The sequence below is a fragment of the Deinococcus radiophilus genome, from assembly GCF_020889625.1.
GTDB lineage: Bacteria > Deinococcota > Deinococci > Deinococcales > Deinococcaceae > Deinococcus > Deinococcus radiophilus.
On record NZ_CP086380.1, the window covers coordinates 1,014,687 to 1,029,040 of the forward strand.

At 63.3% G+C, this 14,354-nt stretch carries 13 protein-coding genes and 1 pseudogene; 8 read left to right on the forward strand and 6 right to left on the reverse strand.

Annotated features, from left to right (window positions below; all coding sequences use genetic code 11):
* Positions 1-159: 159 nt before the first annotated feature.
* From LMT64_RS05210 to LMT64_RS05220, 3 genes are all read right to left on the reverse strand, one after another.
* The gene (locus tag LMT64_RS05210) at positions 160-1,164 is read right to left on the reverse strand and encodes a GNAT family N-acetyltransferase (protein WP_126350770.1); all 1,005 of its coding nucleotides are present in this window, start codon (positions 1,162-1,164) and stop codon (positions 160-162) included.
* Between the two features lie 210 nt (positions 1,165-1,374).
* Entirely contained in the window at positions 1,375-1,773 is a 399-nt protein-coding gene (locus tag LMT64_RS05215; protein WP_126350771.1) for a hypothetical protein, read from the reverse strand.
* Positions 1,774-1,980: 207 nt separating this feature from the next.
* A complete protein-coding gene (locus LMT64_RS05220) occupies positions 1,981-4,368 on the reverse strand; it encodes a glycoside hydrolase family 15 protein (protein WP_126350772.1) in 2,388 nt (795 codons plus the stop codon).
* A gap of 255 nt (positions 4,369-4,623) precedes the next feature.
* Between LMT64_RS05220 and prfA the strand changes: the two genes are divergently transcribed.
* The 3 genes from prfA to LMT64_RS05235 are packed head-to-tail and all read left to right on the forward strand — an operon-like array spanning position 4,624 to position 7,223.
* Positions 4,624-5,739 carry a peptide chain release factor 1 gene (prfA, locus tag LMT64_RS05225; protein WP_126350773.1) on the forward strand — a complete coding sequence of 372 codons (1,116 nt, stop codon included), beginning with the start codon at positions 4,624-4,626 and terminating at the stop codon, positions 5,737-5,739.
* Entirely contained in the window at positions 5,726-6,226 is a 501-nt protein-coding gene (locus LMT64_RS05230) for an NUDIX hydrolase (RefSeq protein WP_126350774.1), read from the forward strand. Before prfA ends, LMT64_RS05230 begins: the two co-directional genes overlap by 14 nt.
* Position 6,227: 1 nt before the next feature.
* Positions 6,228-7,223 carry an RluA family pseudouridine synthase gene (locus tag LMT64_RS05235; RefSeq protein ID WP_126350775.1) on the forward strand — a complete coding sequence of 332 codons (996 nt, stop codon included), beginning with the start codon at positions 6,228-6,230 and terminating at the stop codon, positions 7,221-7,223.
* A gap of 87 nt (positions 7,224-7,310) precedes the next feature.
* Here LMT64_RS05235 and infC read toward each other — a convergent pair.
* A pseudogene (gene infC, locus LMT64_RS05240) lies at positions 7,311-7,929 on the reverse strand (translation initiation factor IF-3).
* A gap of 239 nt (positions 7,930-8,168) precedes the next feature.
* Here infC and LMT64_RS05245 point away from each other — a divergent pair.
* The 5 genes from LMT64_RS05245 (at position 8,169) to hpt (ending at position 12,491) form a co-directional block, all read left to right on the forward strand.
* Positions 8,169-8,459, forward strand: coding sequence for a YbaB/EbfC family nucleoid-associated protein (locus LMT64_RS05245; protein WP_126350776.1), 291 nt, complete (start codon positions 8,169-8,171; stop codon positions 8,457-8,459).
* Positions 8,460-8,586: 127 nt separating this feature from the next.
* Positions 8,587-9,183 (forward strand): recombination mediator RecR, encoded by a 597-nt coding sequence (recR, locus tag LMT64_RS05250; protein WP_126350777.1) that lies wholly within the window; start codon positions 8,587-8,589, stop codon positions 9,181-9,183.
* 286 nt (positions 9,184-9,469) lie between these two features.
* Positions 9,470-9,919, forward strand: coding sequence for a MarR family transcriptional regulator (locus LMT64_RS05255; RefSeq protein WP_126350778.1), 450 nt, complete (start codon positions 9,470-9,472; stop codon positions 9,917-9,919).
* 37 nt (positions 9,920-9,956) lie between these two features.
* The gene (locus LMT64_RS05260; RefSeq protein WP_126350779.1) at positions 9,957-11,888 is read left to right on the forward strand and encodes an AlbA family DNA-binding domain-containing protein; all 1,932 of its coding nucleotides are present in this window, start codon (positions 9,957-9,959) and stop codon (positions 11,886-11,888) included.
* Positions 11,889-11,942: 54 nt separating this feature from the next.
* Positions 11,943-12,491 carry a hypoxanthine phosphoribosyltransferase gene (hpt, locus tag LMT64_RS05265; protein ID WP_126350780.1) on the forward strand — a complete coding sequence of 183 codons (549 nt, stop codon included), beginning with the start codon at positions 11,943-11,945 and terminating at the stop codon, positions 12,489-12,491.
* A gap of 68 nt (positions 12,492-12,559) precedes the next feature.
* On the opposite strand, the gene LMT64_RS05270 is transcribed toward hpt, so the two are convergent.
* Together LMT64_RS05270 and purM are read right to left on the reverse strand one after the other, a co-directional pair.
* Entirely contained in the window at positions 12,560-13,276 is a 717-nt protein-coding gene (locus LMT64_RS05270) for a histidine phosphatase family protein (RefSeq protein ID WP_126350987.1), read from the reverse strand.
* A gap of 4 nt (positions 13,277-13,280) precedes the next feature.
* A complete protein-coding gene (purM, locus tag LMT64_RS05275; RefSeq protein ID WP_126350781.1) occupies positions 13,281-14,324 on the reverse strand; it encodes a phosphoribosylformylglycinamidine cyclo-ligase in 1,044 nt (347 codons plus the stop codon).
* Positions 14,325-14,354 lie beyond the last annotated feature (30 nt).

Sequence of the window (14,354 nt, forward strand, 5' to 3'; positions counted from 1 at the left end):
GGACCCTGGGCCTGAGCTGGTTGGCGGCGGGCATCCTGGACCACCTGTTTCTAAGGTTTGTTCTAAAGCGAGACGTTGCCCTGGAGATCCAAGCCTCCTTCTCCAACAAAACAGGCCAGCATTGCACTGGCCTGTCTTACTTGGCGGGCTAAATGTGCGTTACAGTCGCAGTTCCCACTCCTCAATGACGGCGTAAGGCTGAAATCCCAGCTTCTCATTCAGGGCATTCATAGCCTCATTTTCATCGGCCACATTGGTCTTGACGTATCTAGCGCCTGGCGCTGCCACCGACAACCAGCGCAGCATCTCGGCTTTGACCAGTCGGCCCAGGCCCTGTCTTCTGGCTTCACGGCGCACGGCAGTAGCTCCCTGGTAGAGGAGTGCCTGCCGCTCAGGACCCCAGTAGGTTTCGCTGTAGGCAGCCAGCCCCCCACTGCGGGTATCTTCGGCGGCCACCAAAAAGCGCGTTTCTCCTTCAGCGGCCACTTGCGCCTCGCGGTCACGGATGCCCTGAGGGGTGTAGACCAACTCACCCAGTTCAGACTCCCCCCTAGGCATGTCGTTGATCACCGCTTGCAGATCGGCCACTTTCGCTAGATACTCGTCCGGCACGCGGGTCCAGCGGTGCAGGCGGTAGGGGTCCCCGGCAGGCCGGGCGGTCCAGCGGGTCAGCAGGTCGTCCGGCACACGGCGCAGGTCCAGCCGCACGCTGGCATTGCTGAGGGTGGACCGAAATCCTTTGTGCTGCAGGAACTGAATCCCTTCGGGCAGGCGGTCCGCCGTGCGGCTGCCGATCACGTGCACGCCGCGCTGCGTGGCGGTGTCCAGCACGGCAGAAAATACAGCTTCTCGCAGCAGCTGACCCTGCTCCTCACAGTCAGGGTGAATCAGCAGATGCAACTCGGCCCAGTGGGTATTGTGCTCGCGGCTGCCTTCCAGCTGTGCCCAGGCTAAGGCTTCTTCGCCGTCCCAGACGGCCCAGGTATCTCGCCAGTCCTCGGCGGCCGGGGTCAGCAGGGTGTTCGCTTCCAGTTCTGGAATCAGGGGCGGTTCTTCAGGCCAGGTGCGGGCGTAGCACCCCGCCAGCAGGCGGCCCAGGGCCAATCGCTGAGCTGGCGTGGTGGTTTCGGGAGTGTGGTGGATGACTTGAACGTCAGTGGACATGGTTTGCCTCCGGGTGGCATGAAAAAAAGGGCGGCACCTAGACCACCCTTCTGACACCGGAAAGCGAACGCTACAGGCTCAGCTGTGACAGGGTGGCGCGGACAGGGTTGATGTCGATTTGTCTCATACGCCACCTCTTGAGCAGGGCCATGATTTGACCAGGAAGTTCATCCCACAGGTCAGACCCGAAGTGCCTGTAGTGTAGCAGCTCTAACCCTGCAACGAGTTCACGTAGAAGTTGCCGATAAAAAAGGTCATGGCGACAAAGGCCAAGAACGCGGCAGTCAGACCAGCGGCCCAGCGGGCCTTCACGCTTTCGTCCTGGTAAGACCGCCAGTAAAACAGCATCAGGAAGCCCAGTGATCCCAGTCCGCCTAGGTAGTGCACCACTTTCTGCAGGGCGCCCATCCCCTGATCCAGCAGCTTGATGCCGATGAGGGTTTGCAGCAAAAGCAGCACTTGTAGACCAATCATGGCCGCTGCAGCGGTACGGCTGAACTGACCTTTTTTGGCTCCTAGCAGCGTCAATGCCGTGGCCACCACCGCTGCCAGCAGGGTCAGGCCACCGACCGCTTGGTGCAGCGCAGGCGCAATGATGAATTCGTCCATAGGTTTGGTCCTTTCAGAGAAGCAATGAAGTTGGAGCAGCAGGAATGAGCGGCGCACCGATCATCCCTACCCCGAAATTGGCTTACTTACCGTGCGGTAAGACGAGTGGATTGTCAAATTTGAGCCAGCTTCTCTGCCTCAGCGACTCAAAAAAATGGCGGCACCGAATCATCCCTTGGCCGGGTGCCGCCTACTGGCTGTGCCTGCTTAGATGCGGGTGACGGCCTTTTGCTCCGGAGTATGCAGCGTCACGGTGTGCTCCCGGTCTTGCCAGTCATCACCAAAGCAGCGGGTAAAACTCAGCCGCTGCTTCCCGCTCAGCTCACTGGCCGAGAAGGACACTGACCAGATACCGAAGACACCAGACCGGGCCGCCACTTCGTGCCGTTCTGCCTGACCGTCCCAGACATAGCGCAGGGTAAACGGCTGCTCAGCTTCGATCCGCAGGCTGTGGCCTGGGTCCAATTCGTTGACAGGTGTTTCGTTACGCCAGTGCCATGCCCGCGCAGCAGGATGTGTACTCAAGTATTCGGTCACCGACTGGAGGCGCTCGGGGGGTGCCCCGGTCTGGGAGGCCACCAGCAACTTGAGAAACTCAGCGTGGCTCCACGAGAGCGGCGTGGCACTGCCGGTGGCCTTGCCGGGATACAGACCACGCTCCGGGATCGCCTTACCGTCCCAGACCTGTTCGGGCAGCAATCCACCGGGACTGGCACAGTTCAGCATGGTCCGCAGGAAAGGCGTCACGTCCTCGCCTGCCAGCTGCGCCAGCTGACCACGCTCGCCGGTCAGCAGCGGCCACAGCCGCCCGACGCCGTTCTCGTCATAGGGCGAGCCGTCCTCCTGCTCACCATAACCGTCGCTGTTGTAGCGGTAGTACAGCCACTCGCCGCTGGGGGTCGTGCGCCGCAGCACCTGGTCCACAACGGTCAGCGTGTTCTGGATACGCGGGTCGTGCACATCCCGCAGGCCCAAGCGGGCCAGATAAGTAAAGTCCAGGCTGACCAGGGCCGCGGCTTCGATGGTCTGACCCCAGCGGTTACGTAGCAGAACCTCGCCCTGACGCACCCCATCTTCCTGTGGCGGAGCCAGCCGGATGTAGTAGCCGTCCACCCCGTGCTGCTCGGCCAGCGGGGTACCTTCTACGTAGCACCAGTGTTCCAGGCGCTCATTCCAGTCAGCGGCCAGCGCCAGTGCGTAGCCGCGCTCATCACCGCTGAGCCACGGCGACCCGGCGATCAGCGCCGCGATAGACACGGCCACCGTAAAGGGGTTCACGCCAGGATTCTCTTCCCAGCGGTCCTGTTCGCTGGTGGGACCCGTGCGGGCCAGAAAGGCCAGAGCGCGGCGCATACTGCCCTGCAACCCGCATGGCTCAGGCTGTCCCAATTCCTGCAACTTGGCGGCCAGCAGCACCGGCAGGGCCGTCTGGTCCAGCTGCAGGCCATTCCAGTACGGTTCGCCGCTGGGATACTCGTTTTGCGCCCAGTGACCGTCCCACTCCTGGGTGGCGATCAGGCGGTCCAGCACCCGCCGGGCATCTTCCAGCTCTCCGCAGGTGATCTGGGCAAAAGCACTCAGCACCGCGTCGCGCGGCCAGACCAGATGATAGCCGCCGAGCGAATCGGTGGAGTTCCCCCACGGTACGCTGAGGCTGGCCACCAGGCCGCCGGGATAGGTGCGGTCCTCGTGCATGCGCAGCACCGCCGCCGAGATATGGGCCAGCCGCGCAAATTCCGGCTCGTCACTGGTCACGCTCAGATCGTCCGCCCAGGCCTGCCAGTCCTGCAAGAAGCGCTCACGCAGCACGTCCATCCCGGCAGCCAGGCTGGAACGGGCCAGCGTCTGCGCCCCCGTCGGCGACTCGGCGAAGGCCAGCGCCAGCACCCCCTTCGCTTCCGTCAGTTCGGTACTCAGCGCCACGTTACCAGGACCAGCTTCGGTGTAGTCCCAGGTCAGGCGGCCATGCTGGGCCAGATCTTGCCACCCGTCCGATACGCCCACCACCCCGGCACTCGCACGGCGCAGACGGGCATCCGCAGCCAGGCACAGGGCATGGCTGCCATGCTGGGCCAGTAGGGTTTGGCCCCGCTCGGTCCAGGCGCGGTTGTCACGGCCCGTACCGCCCAGGTGAGGCGCGGCGATGACCGCCAATCGGTAAGGGCCGGTCAGGTCATAGCGAATCAGCAGCGTGTCGCGCAGCGGGTCAGGTAACAGTTCCAGCTCCAGGGCATAGGGTACGCCGTCCAGTTCGCCGGAGTGCTGCACGGTCAGCAGTGGCAGCGCAGGCGCGGGCGTATCCAGCGTGTACTGCCGCTGCCGCTTGAGGTCTACCCAGCCCTGCGGTCCACCCTGGCTGGAATCGCCCACCAGATAGAAGCTCAAGTCACGCAGCTGCGGTGTGCCGGTAGAAGGCCAATAGACCTCGTTGACCACCCCGTGACCTATGGTGGCCCAGACACGGGCCGGACCCAGGCTACTGGTCACAAAGTCCTTGTCGCTGCTGCTCCAGGTGGGGTCCACCCCTGGCGTTCCCGGCGCCGGACGGGCAGGCGGTCCCTCATAGGCAGGTTGTGAAGCGGGACCGCCGCTCATGCGCAACACTCGCCGTAAGGGCAGGGCAGCCTGCAGATGTGAGAAGACATGCCGACCATGATACGGAAGCTGGGGAGATGCTACTGGACCTAAGCCCCAACGCTGACGCAGAGATGGGCGACCCAGGCGCAAAAATAAAGCCGGATTCGGCCCCTTCCCCCGGTTCCTCATGGCCCCAGCCGCTACACTGACTCTCATGCAAGCTGTGTTCTTTTCTCAACAATTCCCCCAGCCTTCGCTGGGCCGGGGTCAGCCATGCTGAGTCCCCGCCTCGGCGAACTGGCCTCGGAATTCAGCATGGTGGAGCGCGCCCTGGGCGATCCCGCCGTGCTGGCCGATGCCCAGGAATACACCCGTCTGACCCGCCGCCACCGCGAGCTGGAGCCGCTGATCACCCTCTACCGTGAGCATGAGCGCCTGAGTGCCGAGCAGGAAGATACCCAGGAGCTGCTCGCCGACCCGGACTTCCGCGAGATGGCGCAGGCGGACCTGAGCCGTATCCAATCACGGCTGGCCGAGCTGGAAGCTGACCTGGAAGTGATGTTGCTGCCCACCGACCCTTTTGAGAGCCATGATGTGCTGCTGGAAATCCGGGCCGGGGCAGGTGGGGCCGAAGCCGCGCTGTTTGCCGCCGACCTGCTGCGGATGTACACCCGCTATGCCGAAGCGAGCGGGCTGCGCCTGAGCGTGCTGGACGCCAGCGAAAGTGACATCGGCGGGCTGAGCAAGGTCGTGGCCGAGGTTACGGGGGACTTCGCCTACCGCGCCTTCAAGTGGGAAAGCGGCGTACACCGGGTGCAGCGCGTTCCGGCCACCGAATCACAGGGCCGCATTCACACCAGCACGGTCACCGTCGCGGTGCTGCCGCAGGTGGAACAGGCCGAGGTGGCCCTGGACCTCAGCGAAGTCCGGATAGATGTCTTCCGCTCGCAGGGAGCAGGCGGCCAGAGCGTGAACACCACCGACAGTGCTGTACGCGCCACCTACCGCGCCGGCACCCCGGACGAGATCATGGTGGTCTGCCAGGATGGCCGCAGTCAGATCAAAAACCGCGAAAAGGCACTGATGATCCTGGCCTCGCGCCTGGCTGAGCGCGAACGTGAAAAGCAGCAGGCCAGTGAGCGGGCCGCCCGCAGCAGCCAGATCGGCACCGGGGACCGTTCGGAAAAGGTCCGCACCTACAACTATCCCCAGAACCGCGTGACCGATCACCGTCTAGAAGGCGACGCCAAGAATTCCGCTCTGGAAGGCGTACTGGACGGTGACCTGCAAGACATCGTGGGTGGTCTGGCCCGTGCTCAGCGTGAAAAGCAGCTGCTGGACATGGCCGACGCGGATGCCGAGAGGGTCGATACCCGTGCCTCGGCGTGATCTGCTGGTGGCCGCCGGGATTCTACGCGACAGGTTCGGAAGGGTGCTGCTGGTCGGCAACGATTGGCAGGGACAGGGCCGGGTCCGCTACACCCTGCCGGGCGGTGTGGTCGAAAGCGGCGAAACCCTCCTAGAAGCCCTGTACCGCGAGATCTGGGAAGAAACTGGCCTGAAGTTGACCGGCATAGAGCACATGGTCTACACCGTGCACATTGAGGATGAGCGACGGGGCGAGCGGGCCATGGCGGTGGCTTTCGAGGCCACCTGGGAGGGCTTGCTGAATCCCAGCGATCCTGACGGCTTCATCACTGAGGCGCGGTTCTGCACACTTGAGGACGCAGGCGAGCGGCTGGATTCGCCGCCCATGCGTGAGCCACTGCTGGACTACCTGCGGACTGGTGAACCGGGTCGGTTCTACGCTTTCAAGGGCTGGGATGGGCGCGGTGGCCTGCGGATTCCCGCTCTGAAACACCCGTCAAATGGTTGAGATGGCAGAAGACAAACAGGACAACCCCGAGCAGTACACGGCGGCAGCGGGCCGACTGGACGCTGTGTGTGCTGAACTCACCGGACAGAGCCGATCACAGGTGGCGGGCTGGATCACGGATGGGCGGGTATGGGTAGATGACCGCCCCGTCACCAAGGCCAGCCACCGGCTACGCGGCGGCGAGGCGCTGAGCCTCTCTCCCCCACCGCCCGCCGACTTACGCGTGCAGCCGGAAGACATCCCGCTGGATATCCTGTACGAAGACGGTGCCCTGATTGCCGTGAATAAACCCCCCGGCATGGTGACCCACCCGGCACCCGGCGTGGTCAGCGGCACCCTGGTCAATGCGCTGCTGGGCCTTATGGCGCTGCCGCAACAGGAGGGCGCAGAGGGTGCGGGCGGCTACCGCCCCGGCATCGTGCACCGGCTGGATAAGGACACCAGCGGCGTGATCGTGGTCGCCAAAACCGTGCAGGCCCACGCTGCCCTGAGTGCCAGCTTCAAGGCCCGTAAAACGCAGAAGGTGTACCTCGCCAGTGCGGCAGGCGAGTGGCGGGCCGAGCAACCTGTACTGGTCGACGCTCCCGTAGGTCGCCATCCAGTGCAGCGCCAGCGCATGACGGTGGGCGGCGCGAACCCCCGCGAGGCCCAGACCCGCTTCGTGCCGCTAAGCGCCCATCCGGACGGGCATGGGCGCACGCTGGCGCTGGTCCGCTGTGAGCCGCGTACCGGGCGCACCCACCAGATCCGGGTGCATCTGGCCCACCTGGGCAGTCCCATCCTGGGCGACAGCGTCTATGGCCGGGCCAGTGAAGTGATGCCGCGTCAGGCCCTGCACGCCTGGCAGCTGACCGTGCCTCACCCAGTCACGGGCACGGCGCTACAGTTGCATGCGCCTGTCCCGGACGACCTGCTGGGGGCGTGGGTCAGTCTGGGCGGGACACTGCCGCCAGAGCTGCTGGACCAGAACGTCCCGATTGAGACATCGCTCGGCTAGCTGGCACGCCTGCTGACTAGATTTTCCTAACAAAAACCCGCCCTATAGGGGCGGGTCTTCCACTTTTGTAGGTTTAGCGCTGAACGTTCAGGCGTTGGCTTCTGCGGGGCTGGCCTGGGTGTCGGCTGGGGCAGCCAGCTCGGCTTCAGCAGCAGTGTCCCCGCCCTCATCGACCTTCTTCTTGACCTTTTCAGCTTTGGGGGCCATGACCATGTTCATGCATGCCCATCATGCTGGGACGGCTTTCCGGCGTACCGATATCGGTCAGCGCCTCGGCCACGCGGTCCAGAATCCGCTCGCCCAGTTCAGGGTGGGTGCGTTCACGCCCACGGAACATGATGGTGACTTTGACCTTGTTCCCCGCTTCCAGAAACCGGCGCACATGGTTGGTCTTGGTATTGAAGTCGTGGTCGTCAATCTTGACGCGGTACTTGATCGCTTTGACTTCCTGGGACCGGGCACGCTTGCGGTTTTCCTTCTCGTTTTGCTGCTGCTCGTAGCGGAAGCGGCCATAATCAAGCAGTTTGCACACAGGCGGCACGGCCTGGGGACTGACCATCACCAGGTCCAGGTTCTTTTCGCGGGCCATTCTCAGGGCGTCGCGGGTATCAATAATGCCAACCTGCTCACCGTCTGCGCCAATCAGGCGAATCTGACGGACCCTAATCTGCTCGTTGACCTTTAGATCTTTCGCTATAGCTATCACCTCCGCGCACCGCTCCGGGTCAAACTGCCCATGAGCAGCGGCTGAATCGGTCACCATCATCGGTGACTCTGAATAATGGGTTTTGAAGTGGCGGCGGTGAGTGCTCTCCGCCTGGCCTGCAGCTGCCATTCAACTGGGCCAACTCGGGAAACAGTTTAGCACGCTCCGCGTATAGGCCTTTTAGGCCACTCCACTTTAGACTGGCCGCCTCAAATCACAAATACTCTAAACTGCTGCACATGGACATGAAACGTCTGATGAAGCAAATGCAGCAGGCTCAGAGCGCCGCCAACCGGATTCAGGAAGACCTGGCCGCCAAGAGTGTAGAGGGCACGGCCAGCGGGCTGGTCACGGTGACCATGAACGGTCACGGCAAGGTGCAGAGCCTGAAGATCAAGCCTGAAGCCGTAGACGGCGACGATGTCGAAGCCCTTGAAGACCTGATCCTGGCCGCCATTCAGGACGCTGGAAACCAAGTAGACGACCTGCAGCAAGAAGCCACCCGTGGCCTGCAGATTCCTGGTTTCTGAAACGCAAGGGCTGACCCTGTCCCGCCAGATGGGCGGGGCTTTTCTTTGACCCCCAAGGCCATCCCTCGGCTGCCGGGTTCCGACCCAACCGACAGTGTGTTTCCCACCGACCCGCTAAGCTGACCGGGTGAAATATCCACCCAGTCTGGTCGCCCTGATCCGTGAACTGTCGCGCCTGCCCGGTATCGGGCCGAAAAGCGCTCAGCGGCTGGCCTTCCACCTGTTTGAACAGCCCGCTGAGGATATTGAGCGGCTCTCGGCAGCACTCCTCTCGGCCAAATCTGAATTGCACACCTGCCCAGTGTGCTTCAACATCACCGACGCCGAACTGTGCAGCGTGTGCAGCGACCCAAGCCGCGATCAGAACACCATCTGCGTGGTCGAGGAACCCGGCGACGTGATCGCTCTGGAGCGCAGCGGCGAGTTCCAGGGACTGTATCACGTGCTGCATGGCGTCCTGAGCCCTATGAACGGCGTGGGGCCGGAACAGCTACGGATCAAGGAACTGCTGCCGCGTACCACAGACGGCATGGAAGTGATTCTGGCGACTGGCACCACCGTGGAAGGCGACGCCACTGCGCTGTATCTGCAGCGGTTGCTGGACCCCCTGGGTGCCGAAGTGACCCGAATTGCTTACGGTCTGCAAGTCGGCGCGGCCCTGGAGTACGCCGACGAGGTCACGCTGGGCCGCGCGCTGTTGGGCCGTCAGAAGATCCGGGGCTGAACAGACATAGCAGCTGTCCGGAAAATCGTAGAGGCGCGTCCACCTCCATGATTTTCCGCGGGCAGAGCAAGTAGACATGGATGCAACCAGGCTCTGCACCCTATTTTCCGGAGAGCTGCTACCCATACGCCGGTCATAGAACAGGTTCCAAAATTAGATCTCTCGGCACCTAAATACTGGCAAAAACCTGACAAACTTTTCATAAATTAAATGTGTGTTAAGTCCTCAAGATCTGTTGGTTGCCCTCAAACTGTTGCAGGAAGACGCTCCATCTTATTCATATAGTTTGCTCGGCAGGTCCATCGGCCTCTCACATACACAGGTGCATCAGGCCCATGAACGGCTGGTGGCCTCGCGTCTGCTGCGAGCTGGAAGTTCTTCTCCTATCCGTTCGTCCCTGGTCAGCGTACTTACCAAAGGCGTGCCCTATTTTCTGCCAGCGCCTCCGCAGGGAGATGCCCTGGTACGCGGAGTCGCAACGGGGTGCTGCGTCGCTCCCCTGCCGGGGTCAGACGCACAGCGGCTGGTTTGGCCGGATGAGGAAGGTCAGGCCGAGGGGTACGCGGTGCAGCCTCTCTGTACCGAGGCCGTCCAGGCAGCGCGGCTTGACCCCCAGTTGCACCAGTTGCTGGCCCTCACCGATCTGGTTCGCAGCCACCGCTCCAGCCTGCGCGAACGCAGCTTGGCGGCGCAACGTCTGGAACACCTGATTCTGGAACCTGTCGCCATGTACTAAATACCTGAGCGGCGGGGCAGCCGTTACACTGGATTCAGTGACAGACCCTGCAACCCTTCCCGCCGCCGTTTCTCCCCTGGGCGTGGTGTCCCCACCCGGTCCTGAGTGCATTCACCTGAGTGCTGCAGTGTTACCGGATGAGCTGGCCCGCTACGCCATCGGACTGGCGAATGCGCGTGGCGGCACCATCTTGGTAGGTGCGGACGAAAGTGCTGAGGTAGAGGTCAAGGATCTGCATCCGCTGATGCTGACCCACGCCATCTTCGAGCTCTCAGGCGGGCGGCTAAGCGTCAATGTGCAGAGCCACCGTCAGCCGGGCGGCCACGAGGTGCTTTCAGTGTTTGTGCCACGGGCTCCCTATGTCCTGTCGGACCCCGCAGGCGCAGTGCTCGCCTGGGACGGTCATCACCTGGTCCCAGTTTCGCAGACCGAGGCGGAACCCGTGGCCGACGCCGATTACACGGCGATCATTCCCCCGGACGCCTCCCTGGCCGACATCGACCCCGCCGAGGTGGGTCGCCTGCGCCTGTTTGCCGAGCGCAGCGGGGGCCAGCGGGCCGCACCCATCGCCGGCCTGGCGGATATCGACTTTTTGCGCGAACTGGGCCTGCTGGCTCCCAGCAACGGAGCGCTGCGGCCCAATCTGGCAGGCATCCTGCTGGCCGGAACCCCGGCGGCGCTCCGGGCGCACATTCCGCAGGGCGAAGTCTGCTTTTTTCACCACATGACCCTGGATGTGGAATTCCAGTTCCGCGAGGATCTGCTGCGGCCCATCCCCGCCACCCTGGCCCGCCTGGCTGAGCTGATTCAGGCCCGTAACCGCTTCACGCCTGTACAGGTGGGTCTATTCCGCATCGAGGTCTGGGAGCAGGACGAAACCGTGTACCGCGAGGCTCTACTCAACGCGCTGACCCACCGCGACTACCAGTTGCGCGATGCGGTGCATGTACACCTCTACCCCAACCGCCTGGACATCATGAATCCAGGTGGACTGCCGGGCGGTATCACACCGGGCAATATCCTGCGCCATCAGCCCAAGCGGCGCAATCCACTACTGGCGCAGGTGCTGGCGCGGCTGGGCCTGATCGAACAGGCTGGGGTAGGCGTGGACAAGATGTTTGGGCTGATGCTGCGGCACGGCAAAGAGCCACCTGAATTCACCACTTACCCTGACGCGGTAGAGCTGACGCTGCACTCCATGGGCTTTGACGCCGAATTTGTGCGCTTTGTGGCCCGCAAGCAAGAGGAGCTCCAAACCCTCTCGCTGGACATGCTGATCGTGCTCAGCCTGCTGGCCCGTGAGGGCGAGGCCACCCGCGCCACGCTGGCCCGCGCCCTGCAGCTGGCCGAGGACCGCACACCCCGACTGCTGCGCCAGATGGAAGATATCGGCCTGATCGAGCGAGCCGGAGTAGGGCGTGGTATCGCTTATCTGCTGGCTCCGGAATCCCGCGAAGCCTTGCAGCGTCAGGGTTTGCGTCAGGCCATGCAAACCCGACCTGCCCCAGCCGAAGCTGCCGCAAGCACAACAGGCGATCACGATGGCGCCCCCGCGCCGGTACTTCCACGCCAGACCACCCCGCAGTTGTGGAACAAGGGCACCCTCTCGTGGAGCCAACTGGGACTGGGTGGACATGGGACCAGCTTTCCGGGGCAAACTCAATCCCGCCCAGCCGCTGCACCTGCACCTGATAAGCAAAGTTCAGCCTCGCCTTCCTCTCCACCGGCCAGCGTTCTTTCCCAAACGCCCACCCCCGCAGCAGAGCACCTCCACGGCCCCACCCGTGACGAGATTCGGGCGATTGCCCTGGCCCTGGCCCGTGAAAAAGGGGCGGTCCGCAATCCCGATCTACGCCAGGCCTGCGGGCTCAATGTGCAGCAGGCCTGGCGGGTACTCCGCAAGCTGTGTGATGAAGGCCACCTGAGGCGTACTGGACAGGGACGCAGCGCTGCTTATCAGCTGGCTTGAGGCATGGAGGGGGCCAGTCAGCGGGCCAAGCTGACTGGATGTTAATCTGTGGGCATGACTCATCAGCCGGGCCACGGCCCTGTTCAGATTTCCCAAGACGATATTCAGGCCCGCATTCAGGAGCTGGCGCGTAAGATCGAAGCCGACTACGAGGGCAAAACCCCTCACCTGATCTGCGTCCTCAACGGCGCCTTTCCTTTTTTTGCAGACCTGTGCCGGGCCATCGAGCGGCCGATCACGGTGGACTTTTTGCAGGCCAGCTCGTATGGCAACGCGCAGGAGTCCAGCGGCGAGGTCAAGCTGGTCAAAGACTTGCAATTCCCGATTCAGGGCCGCGACGTGATTATCGTAGAAGACATCGTGGATACGGGCCTGACCCTAAAATACCTGATGGGTTATTTGGATGGCCGCCACCCCGCTTCGCTGCGAATTGCTTCGCTGCTGTCCAAGCCGTCGCGCCGCAAGGCCGAGCTGACCATCGACTACCTGGGCTTTACCATCCCCAATGCCTACGTGTACGGCTTCGGCCTGGACCGTGCCCAACTGGACCGCAACCTCCCCTTTATCACCTCAGAAGAACCAGCGGGCGACGAGGAAGAATAATCTCCCAATGAACAGCACCCGGCCAGATGGATAAGGCCGGGTGCTTGCTGGTTCAGAGGCAGACTATGCTATGGCACCTGTCCCACCACGTCGTCACTCTCGGTGGCGGCCAATAGGTCTTCGAGGTGGGCATCGTCATTGAAGCCCAGCAATGTGCCGCGCTCGTGTCCCAGGATGATCCGGGTGATGGAAGAATTGGTCACCGAAAGGCGCGACCAGGCCTGACGGCCCGCGTCCTCGCCCAGCGCCAGCCCCACCGCCACCCGGACCAGCCCGCCGTGGGTGAACACCAGAATCCGCCCGCCAGGATGCCGCTCACGCAGCTCGTGAAAGGTCTTGCTGGAGCGGATATACAGGTCCTGCATACTCTCGCCGCCGGGCCGCTGGGTGGCCCATGAATCTTCACTCAGGGCCTGAAGATAGTCCGGGTAGCGCTCCTGAATCACTTTAGCCGTCAGACCCGCCAGTTTGCCCACATCAATCTCGCGTAGGCCAGGGTCCAGCCGCACTTCGGGGTGTCCAGCCAACCGCTCAGCCACCGCTGCAGCCGTAGCATGTGAGCGCTCCAGGTCGCTGGAATACACGGCGTCAAACTGCTGCCCGGTCAGGCGTGCGGCTAGAGTCACGACCTGTAAGCGGCCCAGCTGACTGAGCGGCACGTCGGTCTGACCCTGATAACGGCCTGAGGCGTTCCAGCTGCTTTCACCGTGGCGGACCACCCACATTTCAGTGGCCTGCTCACGGTCGGGCAATTGAAACCCAAACGGAGCGCGGCGGTGCGGCACCAACTTAGCCAAAACGGACTCCCCGCCCCGCTTCCATCTGGCCCAGCACCCAGGGTTGTTCGCCTACAGCCCGTAGCGCCGTCAGCGCCTGCTCCTGCTGTGCGGCAGGAACGATAAACAGGAAACCCACCCCCATGTTGAGCGCTTCAAAGGCTTCTTCGCGGGGCGTACCAGAGCGTTCCACGATCAGCTCAAACAGTGGCGGTACCGTCCAGGAGGCCGTATCCACCCGCATCCCGATGCCCCCCGGGAATACACGCGGTGGATTGTGGACCAGACCGCCTCCAGTGATGTGGGCCATGCCGCGCACTTCGGCGCCAGCCCCCTGCACCGCGTCGTAGGCACTCAGATAAGCGCGGTGCGGCACGGTCAGCAGGTCCTCAAGGCGCTCACCATTCAGGTCGTCGCGGGCCTCAGCCCAGTCCAAGTCGTCCAGCGCCATGCGGGCCAGCGAGTACCCGTTGGTGTGCAGGCCGGCACTGGGCAGGGCAATCACGCTGTCTCCTTCCTGGATACGCTGCCCGTCAATGAGCGCTGGGCGGTCCACGGCACCCACGATGGTCCCTACAATGTCCAGCTCGCCTTCGACATACACGCCGGGCATCTCGGCGGTTTCGCCACCCAACAGCGCCACGCCTAGCGCTTCACAGGCCTGGGCCGCACCCGTGACCACTTCGGCTACGCGCTCCGGCGAGAGCCGGCCCATCGCCACATAATCCAGAAAGATCAGTGGGCGCGCCCCTTGCACCAGAATGTCGTTCACGCAGTGGTTCACGATGTCATGGCCCAGGCCGCCGAAACGCCCGGTCCGCACCGCCACCTTGGTCTTGGTGCCCACGCCGTCGGTGGAGGCCACCAGCACCGGGTCGGCCATGTCCTGCAGGCCGCTCAGGCTGAAGAGGCCCCCAAAGCCGCCGATGCCGCCCAGCACCGCCGGGGTGTGGGTGCGGGCGACGGCGTCCTTCATCAGGTCTACGGCGCGGTGGCCCGCGTCAATATCCACGCCTGCACGGGCGTAAGCGCTCTGCGACTCGGTCTGATTTGTCATCGGTTACAGGATAAAGGATAGATAAAGCCG